This is a genomic window from Streptomyces sp. NPDC038707 (assembly GCF_040636485.1).
In the GTDB taxonomy this organism is placed as follows: domain Bacteria; phylum Actinomycetota; class Actinomycetes; order Streptomycetales; family Streptomycetaceae; genus Streptomyces.
On the sequence record NZ_JBEZUP010000018.1, the window covers coordinates 142,658 to 153,647 of the forward strand.

The window sequence follows — 10,990 nt, forward strand, 5'->3', positions numbered from 1 at the left end:
CGGTCGGTAGCGGGTTCAGGGGGCGCGGCGGTCGCGGGCGCCCAGGCCCTCGTCGTCCGAGTCCGTCCACAGGCTGATGTCGTAGGGCGTGTCGGAGATGGTGACGAGGTCGGGCCGGTGGGACGCGGCCGGGGCGGTGGCGGTCTCCCGCAGCAGGGCCACGCTCTCGCGCAGGTGCTCGGCGTCCAGCCGGACCCGCCGTATCTCCAGTCCGCCGCGGCCCAGCTGGTGCTCCAGGCGGCTCAGCGACCGGTTGAGGTCGTCCAGACAGCGCTGGACGGCGGTGATGTCGTCGTGCACGGACATGACTTGCCCTCGCTTCCACGGGACCTGCGGGCCATGGGCGGCAACGTTCATGCGCCTTGGAGTGTCGCGCCTCGGCCTGCCGGTGTGAAGGGATGTGCGGCGATTGGCCGGGGCGTACGGGTGCATCGTCCGGGCGGTGTGCGCCGCATGGGTGGGCTTACCGGCTGTCGCCGCCGTGTCGCCCGCCGTTGCCGGATCCTTTCCTCTTCAGTGGCGGCGTAGATCTGATCAGCTCCATATACCGCCAAATGCGAGCATAAGGCCCGTGGCTCCCCGGAGGTAGCAGAGATGTCCTACGACGGCGACGCCCCCCACGCGGTCGCGGCGGGGCAGCGCCCCACAGGCGCGCGGCCGGCCACGACCCGCCCGCACCGCACCGCGCCCCGGCCCGCGCGGCACAGCGCCCTGCGGTCGGCCGTCCTCCTCGCCGCCGGCGCCCTCGCCGTGCCGCTGCTCGCCGGCTGCGGTGAGGACGAGAAGCCCCCCGCCCCGCTGGCCGGGCAGGACATCGCCCCGGCCGGCCGGGACCTGGTCGCCGACGGTTCCACCCTGAAGTGGGCCGTGGACGCCCTGCCGGAGACGCTGAACACCTTCCAGGCCGACGCCGACGCCGGTACCACCCGGGTCGCCCAGGCCGTGCTGCCCTCGATGTTCCGGCTCGACGAGAACGGCCGCCCGGTGGCCAACCCGGCCTATCTGGAGTCGGCCGAGGTCATCGAGACCGAACCGCGCCAGGTGGTGCTGTACAAGCTGAACCAGCAGGCCGTGTGGAGCGACGGCCGGGAGATCGGCGCCGCCGACTTCGTCGCCCAGTGGCGCGCGCTGTCCGGCCGCGACAGCGCGTACTGGACCGCCCGCAACGCCGGCTACGAGCGCATCGCCAAGATCGAGCGCGGCGACAGCGACCTCCAGGTCCGGGTCACCTTCGCCCGCCCCTACGCCGACTGGAAGTCCCTGTTCTCCCCGCTGTACCCGAAGGACGTCATGGGCACCCCGGACGCCTTCAACGACGGCGCCCGGCGCAAGCTGAAGATCACCGCGGGCCCCTTCAGGGTGGAGAAGGTCGACACCGCGAACAAGGACGTGGTGCTCACCCGCAACCCCCGCTGGTGGGGCAGACCGGCCAAGCTGAACCAGATCGTGCTGCACGCCGTCCCCCGCGACCAGCGGGCCGCCGCGCTCGCCGACGGCAGCGTGGACCTGGCCGAGATCGACTCCGCCGACGCCCGGCGGATCGGGCTCGCGCACCGGGCGAAGGGCACCGGCACCCCGCTCCAGGGCGGCGGCCGGACCTCCGTGAAGAAGCTGCGCGACTGGGCCCTCGCCCACGGTCTCGACACCGGCGAGGACACCGGGCGCAAGCAGCTCGGCAAGGCCATCGGCCGCTACCTGGAGCAGCAGCAGGCGCTGGGGGACGTGGAGGTCCGCAAGTCGCTGGAGCCCGTGTACACCCAGCTCGCGCTCAACGGCGCCGACGGCCCCCTCGCCGACGAACGGGTCCGCCGGGCCGTCGCCCGCGCCCTGGACCGCCGGGAGCTGGCCCGGCTGGTGCTCACCCCGCTGGGGCTGCCCGCCGTACCCGTCGGCAGCCACCTCGCCCTGTCCGGGCAGGCCGCCTACGCCGACAGCAGCGGCGCGCTCGGCGCCCAGGACGCCAAGGAGGCCCAGGCGCTGCTCGCCGACGCCGGCTGGGTGCGCGGCGGCCCGCTCAAGGAGCAGTACAAGGCCCCGAAGGCGGCGGGCCCCGGGCGCCACGGCGAGGACGTGTCGGAGGGCGGCGAGGACGGCGCGTACGTCGTCGGCGAGGACGACAAGGGCAACCACCACGAGACCGTCGGCGGACAGCGCGGACACGGCGACCCGCACCTCGCCCAGGAGGGCCGGCGCGGCGGCGCGCCCGGCGCCTACGCCCCCAAGGGCACGGCCGCCCCGGCCGCCGCGCCGGCCGGGCCGCTCGCCAAGGACGGCAAGCCGCTCGCACTGCGCTTCGTGCTGCCCTCCGGCCCGGGCTCGGACACCCTGAACGCCGTCGCCGAGCGGATCACCACGATGCTGGAGCAGATCGGCATCCGCGCGACGATCACCAAGGTCTCCGACGAGAGCTACTTCAAGGACCACATCGCCGCCGGCGACTACGACCTGGCCCTGTACTCCTGGCCCGCCTCCGCCTTCCCGGCGACCGACGCCCGGCCCGTCTACGCCAAGCCGCTGCCGGCGGCGGACGGCTCGGTGAACGTCGAGCAGAACTACACCCGGGTGGGCACCGACCAGGTCGACCAGCTTTTCGACCAGGCCGCCGCCACGCTGGACGAGGACGAGGCGCGCGACCTGATCAAGAAGGCCGACTCCCGGATCTGGGCGGCGGCGGGCTCCATCCCGCTCTACCAGCGCCCGGAACTGGTCGGCGTGCGCAAGAACCTCGTCAACGCGGGGGCCTTCGGGTTCCGGACGCCGGTCTACGAGGACATGGGCTTCCTCAAGAAGGGAGCGAAGGTCTCGCCCGGTCCGAGCAAGGGGTAGGACGGCCCGGGGAAGCCGCTTCGGCGGGGGCCACGTACCATGGGGTGAGGCCGTGGCGTGTCCAGCCCGGCAGGGCCCGCGCGGCACGGACGTACGCGCAGGGCAGTCCGCACACTCCGGGAGTACGCCACAATATGACTGCGTTTTCTACGCGTCACGACATCCGCAACGTCGCCATCGTCGCCCACGTCGACCACGGCAAGACCACCATCGTCGACGGCATGCTGAAGCAGGCCGGCGCCTTCGCCGCCCACCAGCTCGACCAGGTCGACGACCGGGTGATGGACTCGAACGACCTGGAGCGTGAGAAGGGCATCACGATCCTCGCCAAGAACACGGCGGTCAAGTACCACCCGAAGGATGGCGGGGACCCGATCACGATCAACATCATCGACACCCCCGGCCACGCCGACTTCGGCGGCGAGGTCGAGCGCGGTCTGTCGATGGTCGACGGCGTCGTCCTGCTCGTCGACGCCTCCGAGGGCCCGCTGCCGCAGACCCGCTTCGTGCTGCGCAAGGCGCTCCAGGCGCGGCTGCCCGTCATCCTGTGCATCAACAAGACGGACCGTCCGGACGCCCGGATCGACGAGGTCGTCAACGAGACCTACGACCTCTTCCTCGACCTGGACGCGGACGAGGAGCAGATCGAGTTCCCGATCGTCTACGCCTGCGGCCGTGACGGCATCGCCTCGCTGACCAAGCCGGACAACGGCACGGTCCCGGGCGACTCCACCAGCCTGGAGCCGTTCTTCTCCACGATCCTGGAGCACATCCCGGCCCCCACCTACGAGGAGGGCGCGCCGCTCCAGGCCCACGTCACCAACCTCGACGCCGACAACTTCCTCGGCCGCATCGCGCTGCTCCGGGTCGAGCAGGGCGAGCTGCGCAAGGGCCAGACCGTGGCCTGGATCAAGCGCGACGGCTCCGTGCAGAACGTGCGGATCTCCGAGCTGATGATGACCGAGGCGCTCACCCGCAAGCCCGCCGAGAAGGCCGGCCCGGGTGACATCTGCGCGGTCGCGGGCATCCCGGACATCATGATCGGCGAGACGCTGGCCGACCCGGAGAACCCGGTTCCGCTGCCGCTGATCACGGTGGACGAGCCGGCCATCTCCATGGTGATCGGTACGAACACCTCGCCGCTGGTCGGCCGCGGTGCCACCGGCAAGGGCGCCGACAACAAGGCGGCCGTCAAGGACCGCAAGGTCACCGCCCGCCAGGTCAAGGACCGCCTGGACCGCGAGCTGATCGGCAACGTCAGCCTCCGGGTCCTGGACACCGAGCGCCCGGACGCCTGGGAGGTGCAGGGCCGTGGTGAGCTGGCCCTCGCCATCCTGGTCGAGACCATGCGCCGGGAGGGTTACGAGCTGACCGTCGGCAAGCCGCAGGTCGTCACCAAGGAGGTCGACGGCAAGGTCTACGAGCCGGTCGAGCGCATGACGATCGACGTGCCCGAGGAGCACATGGGCGCGGTCACGCAGCTCATGGGTGTCCGCAAGGGCCGCATGGACAACATGTCCAACCACGGCTCCGGCTGGGTCCGCATGGAGTTCGTCGTGCCGTCCCGTGGCCTGATCGGCTTCCGCACCGAGTTCCTGACCCAGACCCGCGGCACCGGCATCGCCCACTCCATCCACGAGGGCCACGAGCCCTGGTTCGGCACGCTGCAGACCCGGAACAACGGCTCCCTGGTCGCCGACCGCTCCGGTGCCGTCACCGCGTTCGCGATGACGAATCTCCAGGAGCGCGGCGTGCTCTTCGTGGAGCCGGGCACCGAGGTGTACGAGGGCATGATCGTCGGTGAGAACTCCCGCTCCGACGACATGGACGTCAACATCACCAAGGAGAAGAAGCTCACCAACATGCGGTCCTCGACGGCCGATGTGACCGAGTCGATCGTGCCGCCGCGCAAGCTGTCGCTGGAGCAGTCGCTCGAGTTCTGCCGCGACGACGAGTGCGTCGAGGTGACCCCGGAGGCCGTTCGCATCCGCAAGGTCGTGCTCGACCAGCGTGAGCGGGCCCGCGCCGCCAGCCGCGCCAAGCACGGCTGAGCCTCCCGCACCTGAGCCCGGGTGTCCCCGTCATGGGGGCACCCGGGCTTTTCGCAACCCTTTTTCGGGATCCGGATGTCCGGCATGCGGTGCACCGCGCCCGATAGCCATGTAACACGTCCGTTTCGCGCCTTCTTCCGGCGAACAGTTTGTCCAGATTTTGGAAGGTCTACGCGCGAGCTGTGACTGAATTGAGATCTACGGGCGGTGGTCGGTAGTCGACCCATGGCAGATAGTTAGCGGCGTAACGCTCGGGTCAATGGGTCTCGCGCTGTGGGGACAGCGCCCGACTCACGAGCACCGGGGGGTGTCCTTCCTTTCGTCAGGGGTGTCGGAAGGAAGACGGAAACCCCCTCCTGTTGGTGGACACGTGAAGTCATGAGGAGGGAATCCCGTCACGCGCGTTTGACCGCGGTCGCGCGCGTCCTCGGAGTATCCGGGTATCTCTCTTCCTTATACCTGTGAAACGGACGAACCGTGACAAGTCCTACCGATACAGAGGGCGGCGGGGCGTCGGCCGTCGTCTCCGGCGTGTCAGCGCCGGAGCCAAGGGTCCAGGCCGTCGAACTCGCGGGCCGGTCGCCCGGCCGGCTGATGTGGCTGCGCTTCCGGCGCGACCGCACGGGCGTGGTCTGTGCCGTGGTGGTGCTCGGGTACTTCGCCGTCGCGCTGCTCGCGCCGCTGCTGGCGAAGCTGCCCGGCACCGATCCGTACACCCTCTACGGCCAGGATCCCACCTACGCCGACCGGCCCGTGCTCGACGAATTCGGGCTTCCGCTCGGCTACTTGGGCGGAGTGTCGGGCGAGCACTGGTTCGGCGTCGAGCCGCAGTACGGCCGTGATCTGTTCGCCATGCTGCTGTACGGCATGCGCACCTCCCTGTACATGGCGCTCGGCATCACCGTGCTCATCATGTTCACCGGGGTCGTGATCGGCCTGATCGGCGGGTACTTCGGCGGCCGTACGGACTACTGGATCGGCCGCGGCACCGATTTCTTCCTCTCTTTTCCCCAGCAGTTGTTCTTCATCGCGTTCATGCCCGTCGTGACGTCGTTCTTCGTGGACCCGCGCGAGGAGACGCCGACCTACTTCCGCGCCGTGGCCATGCTGATCGTGCTGTGGCTGCTGGGCTGGATGGGCATGGCCCGGCTGGTGCGCTCCACCGTACTCTCCCTGCGCGAGCGGGAGTTCGTGGAGGCGGCCCGGGTCTCGGGCGCCTCGCCCTGGCGGATCGTGCGCAAGGAGATCCTGCCCAACGTCGTCACCCCGATCCTGGTGCAGTTCACGTACCAGCTGCCCAGCACCATCCTCAGCATCGCCTTCCTGTCCTTCGCCGGGGTCGGGTTCGTGGAGCCGACGCCCGACTGGGGACGCCTCTTCGCCGCCGGCGCCCGGTACGCCGAGCAGGACCCGGCGTTCATGTTCTTCCCCGGGGTGGCGCTGGTGATCTTCGTCCTGTGCTTCAACCTCCTCGGGGACTCCGTACGGGACGCGTTCGACCCCAAGTCCGGGCGTTAGCACGTCCGTTGGGTGGGGGGTGGCTGCCGCCCCGGCCGGCCCGAAGGGTCGGCGCCCGGCAGATCTCACGGACAACAGACCCGACAGGTAGGTGGATGGCCCCATGATGTCCCAGCGTGCCCGCGCAGCGCGTGCCGTCGTGATCGCCCTCGCGGCCGGCTCGTTAGCCCTCACGGCCTGCTCGAAGAACGAGGGCGGTAAATCCGGCACGGACTCCGAGAAGGACCAGAAGGAGGCGGCGGTCCAGTCCCAGCCGGTCGTGTACGCCGACGCCGCGGCCTCCACCGGCCCCGCCAAGGACCTGCCCGGCGCCAGGTCCGGCGGCACGATCACCGTCTACCAGGAGTCCGGCCTGTCCCACCTGGACCCCGGCCAGATCTACGTCTCCGACTCCCGCCAGGTCGCCTATCTGCTCTTCCGCCGCCTGACCCAGTTCCAGGAGGACGACCGGGGCAACGTCTCGGTGGTCGGCGACCTCGCCACCGACTCCGGCAAGTCCTCCGACGGCGGCAGGACCTGGACCTTCACCCTGAAGGACGGCCTCAAGGACGAGTGCGGCAACCGGCTCACCTCGGCCGACATCCGGCACACCATCGAGCGGCAGTACGCGAAGTTCATCTTCGACGGCCCGACCTACGTGCAGACCTGGCTGAGCGGCGCCGACTACCGCAAGGCGCTGCCCGGCGGCGGCTTCGACGGCAAGCACCTGCCGGCCTCGGTGCTGGACACCCCCGACGACAAGACGGTGGTCTTCCACTTCGACCAGCCGCGCCCGGATCTGCCGCAGACGCTCGCCATGGCCGGCTACGCCGTCGTCCCCGCCAAGGGCGACACCAAGGAGCGGTACGAGAAGAAGCCGGTGGCCACCGGACCGTACAAGATCGCCGAGAACAAGGTCGGCAAGACCCTGAAGCTGGTGCGCAACACCCACTGGGACCCGAAGACCGACTCCGTGCGCCACCAGTACGCCGACGGTTTCACCTTCCAGTTCGGCGTCACCGAGTCCACCCAGACCAAGCGGCTGATCGCCGACGAGGGCGACAACAAGAACGCCATCCAGCTCACCGGCGGCGTCGACGCCACCCAGATCCAGGACGTCATCAAGAACCCGGACGCCAACAAGCGCACGGTCAAGGGCTACCAGCCGTACGTCATGTCGCTGACCTTCAACCTCGACCGGGTCAAGAACAAGAAGGTCCGCGAGGCCGCCGCCTACGCGGTCAACTCCAAGTCCCTCATCGCCGGCGAGGGCGGCGCCTACGGGGGTGACGTCGCGCCCAACCTGTTCGCGCCGACGCTGCCCGGCTACGAGCCCGCCTACGACCCCTACGGCCGGCTGAAGACCCCGCAGGGCAACGTCGCCAAGGCCAAGGAGATCCTCAAGGACGTCCCGGCCGCCGAGAAGAAGCTCGTCTTCGCCTACGCCAACAGCGAGCAGGGCCAGCGGCGCAAGGTCGCCATCGAGGACGCGCTGACCAAGGCCGGCTTCGACGTCGTCGCCAAGGAGATCGACTCGGCCAGCTACTACGAGCAGATCGGCAAGCTCGACAACCCCTACGACATGTACATCTCCGGGTGGGGCCAGGACTGGCCGTCCCCGGGCACGGTCGTCACCCCGATCTACGACGGCTCGCAGGTCTTCGACGGCTCCGCGAACTACTCGCACGTGAAGGACCCGAAGGTCGACGCCCTCATCGAGAAGGCGCTCACCCAGGCGCCCGCCGAGGCGGCCAAGACCTGGAAGGAAGCCCACCACTACCTGCTGGAGAACGTCCTCCCGGCGGCCCCGCTGTGGTACACGAAGCAGTTCCAGCTCGCCGGTTCGAACGTGGGCGGCGTCCGCTACAGCACGGAGTCCAGCCTCATCGACATCACCCGGCTGTACCTGAAGTCGTGATCCACGGCCGGTGACGGGGGCGCGCGGCGAAACGGGCGCCCCCGCGTCCCCGGCCGCCCCGGCCCATCCACCGTCTCCGCAGGAGCAGCCAGCCCGCCATGGTCCAGTTCATCATCCGGCGCACGGTCGGCGCCTTCGTCACGCTCGTCCTCATCGGGGCGGCGACGTTCTTCCTCTTCGTGGCCGCCCCCTCCGACTACGCCTCCCTGGCCTGCGGCAAGGACTGCTCGCCCCAGCGGCTGGCGGACATCAGGGAGGCCCTCGGCCTCGATCTGCCCCTGGCCCGGCAGTTCTGGGAGTTCATGTCCGGCATCGTGACGGGCCGGGACTTCCCGACCGGTCACTGCCCGGCCCCCTGCCTCGGGGTGTCGTTCTACTCCGGGGACATGGTCTGGAGCACCATCATGGACCGGTTCCCGCTGACCCTCACCCTGGCCGCCGGCGCCTCCGTGGTCTTCCTCCTCGTCGGGATCGGCGCCGGCATGATCGCCGCGTACCGGCGCGGCACCCTGGTCGACAAGGTCGCCACCGGCACCTCCATGGTGCTCAGTTCCTTCCAGATCTACTTCCTCGGCCCGGTCGTGCTGACCGTCCTCGTCTACAGCACCGGCTGGCTGGAGGACCCCAAGTACGTGCCCCTCACCCGGGACCCGGTCGGCTGGTTCGCCGGCATGGTGATCCCGGTCTGTGTGCTGGCCACGATCTTCACCGCGCAGTACACCCGTATGGCGCGCTCGTCGATGATCGAGCAGCTCGCCGAGGACCATGTGCGCACCGCCCGCGCCAAGGGCATGCCCCGCGGGTACGTCTTCCTGCGCTACGCCTGGCGCGGCTCGCTCATCCCCATCGTCACCATCCTCGCCATCGACGTCAGCACCATGCTGGGCGGTGCCGTCGTCACCGAACTGACCTTCTCCCTCCAGGGCATCGGCCGGCTCGCCGTGGACGGCGCGGTCAACAAGGACCTGCCGCTGACGATGGGAGTGATGCTGTTCGGCGCCTTCTTCATCCTGCTCATCAACATCCTCACCGACATCACGTACGCGTGGATCGACCCCCGCATCCGGCTCTCCTAGGAAGACCAGCCATCGTGACCACAGTGACCAAGGCCGAGGGAGCCCCGGCCCCGGCCGGGCCGGGCGGATTCCTCTCGGTGCGCGATCTCCAGGTGACGTTCTCCACCGAGGACGGCCCGGTGAAGGCCGTCGACGGGCTCTCCTTCGACGTCGACCGCGGCAGGACCCTCGGCATCGTGGGCGAGTCCGGCTCGGGTAAGTCGGTCACCAACCTGACCGTCCTCGGGCTGCACGACCCCCTGTTCACGACGGTCGACGGGGAGATCCTCCTGGACGGCAAGGAGCTGATCACCGCCACCGAGAAGGAACTGGAGAAGCTGCGCGGCAACCGGGTGGCGATGATCTTCCAGGACCCGCTCACCGCGCTGTCGCCCTTCTACACCATCGGCCGGCAGATCGCCGAGCCCTTCATGAAGCACACCGGCGCCTCGAAGAAGGCCGCCTGGGCGCGCGCCGTGGAGATGCTCGGCAAGGTCGGCATCCCGAACCCGAAGGAGCGCGCCCGGGACTATCCGCACCAGTTCTCCGGCGGTATGCGCCAGCGCGCGATGATCGCCATGGCGCTGGTGTGCGACCCGGACCTCCTGATCGCGGACGAGCCGACCACGGCCCTCGACGTGACCGTGCAGGCCCAGATCCTGGACCTGCTCAAGGACCTCCAGCGGGAGTTCGGCACCGCGATCGTCTTCATCACCCACGACCTCGGGGTCATCGCCGACATCGCCGACGACATCATGGTCATGTACGCGGGCCGGGCGGTGGAGCGCGGCACCGTCGACGAGGTGCTCCGCTCGCCCCGGCACCCGTACACCTGGGGCCTGCTGAACTCCATGCCCCGGCTGGACTCCGACCTGGCCGCCGAGCTGTCGCCCATTCCCGGGACGCCGCCGAGCCTGCTCACCCCGCCGTCCGGCTGCCGTTTCCACCCCCGCTGCGCCTTCCTGGACCGGGTCGGCGGGGACCGCTGCGTCACCGAGCGCCCCGCACTGGCTCCGGGCCGTTCGTCGGCGTGCCACCTGAGCGCCGAGCAGAAACACACCATCTTCGCGGAAGAAATCAGGCCCCGACTGGGCTAGGAGGACAACCGACATGAAAGAGGACCTGGTCCTCCCCGCCGCCCGCGAGGCCGGCGCCGACGCGCCGCCGGAGCCCCTGCTGGAGGTCTCGGGGCTGGTCAAGCACTTCCCGGTCAGGGGCGGCTTCCCTATCAAGCGGACCGTCGGCGCCGTCCAGGCCGTCGACGGGCTGGACCTGACCGTGCACGCGGGGGAGAGCTTCGGACTGGTCGGCGAGTCCGGCTGCGGCAAGTCGACCACCGGCCGGCTGATCACCCGGCTGCTGGAGCCCACCCGCGGCACGATCACCTACCGCGGCCGGGACATCAGCCACGCCACGCGCAAGCAGCTCGCCCCCGTCCGTTCCGAGATCCAGATGATCTTCCAGGACCCGTATTCGTCGCTGAACCCGCGGCAGACGGTCGGGAAGATCATCTCCGGGCCGATGGAGATCAACGGCATCAACCCCGAGGGCGGCCGGGAGAAGCGGGTCCGGGAACTCCTGGAGATCGTCGGCCTGAACCCGGAGCACTACAACCGGTTCCCGCACGAGTTCTCCGGCGGCCA

General features: G+C 69.8%; 8 protein-coding genes. 7 read left to right on the top strand and 1 reads right to left on the bottom strand.

Annotation, left to right across the window (positions count from 1 at the left end; translation table 11 throughout):
- Positions 1 to 15: 15 nt before the first annotated feature.
- Positions 16 to 306 carry a hypothetical protein gene (locus tag AB0E62_RS24360; RefSeq protein ID WP_362197502.1) on the bottom strand — a complete coding sequence of 97 codons (291 nt, stop codon included), beginning with the start codon at positions 304 to 306 and terminating at the stop codon, positions 16 to 18.
- 288 nt (positions 307 to 594) lie between these two features.
- On the opposite strand from AB0E62_RS24360, the gene AB0E62_RS24365 reads away from it, so the two are divergent.
- The 7 genes from AB0E62_RS24365 to AB0E62_RS24395 all read left to right on the top strand — a co-directional run.
- Positions 595 to 2,826, top strand: coding sequence for an ABC transporter family substrate-binding protein (locus AB0E62_RS24365; RefSeq protein WP_362197505.1), 2,232 nt, complete (start codon positions 595 to 597; stop codon positions 2,824 to 2,826).
- Positions 2,827 to 2,960: 134 nt separating this feature from the next.
- Positions 2,961 to 4,877, top strand: a complete 1,917-nt coding sequence (gene typA, locus AB0E62_RS24370; protein ID WP_362197508.1) for a translational GTPase TypA — start codon at positions 2,961 to 2,963, stop codon at positions 4,875 to 4,877.
- A 531-nt stretch (positions 4,878 to 5,408) separates the two neighbouring features.
- Positions 5,409 to 6,395 (top strand): ABC transporter permease, encoded by a 987-nt coding sequence (locus AB0E62_RS24375; RefSeq protein ID WP_362197511.1) that lies wholly within the window; start codon positions 5,409 to 5,411, stop codon positions 6,393 to 6,395.
- A 103-nt stretch (positions 6,396 to 6,498) separates the two neighbouring features.
- Positions 6,499 to 8,292 (top strand): ABC transporter substrate-binding protein, encoded by a 1,794-nt coding sequence (locus AB0E62_RS24380; protein WP_362197514.1) that lies wholly within the window; start codon positions 6,499 to 6,501, stop codon positions 8,290 to 8,292.
- A gap of 98 nt (positions 8,293 to 8,390) precedes the next feature.
- A complete protein-coding gene (locus tag AB0E62_RS24385) occupies positions 8,391 to 9,368 on the top strand; it encodes an ABC transporter permease (protein WP_362197517.1) in 978 nt (325 codons plus the stop codon).
- A gap of 14 nt (positions 9,369 to 9,382) precedes the next feature.
- Complete coding sequence (locus AB0E62_RS24390) at positions 9,383 to 10,444, top strand: ABC transporter ATP-binding protein (RefSeq protein WP_362197520.1); 1,062 nt, start codon at positions 9,383 to 9,385, stop codon at positions 10,442 to 10,444.
- 13 nt (positions 10,445 to 10,457) lie between these two features.
- A partial coding sequence (locus AB0E62_RS24395; RefSeq protein ID WP_362197523.1) for an ATP-binding cassette domain-containing protein occupies positions 10,458 to 10,990 on the top strand: 533 nt, incomplete at its 3' end.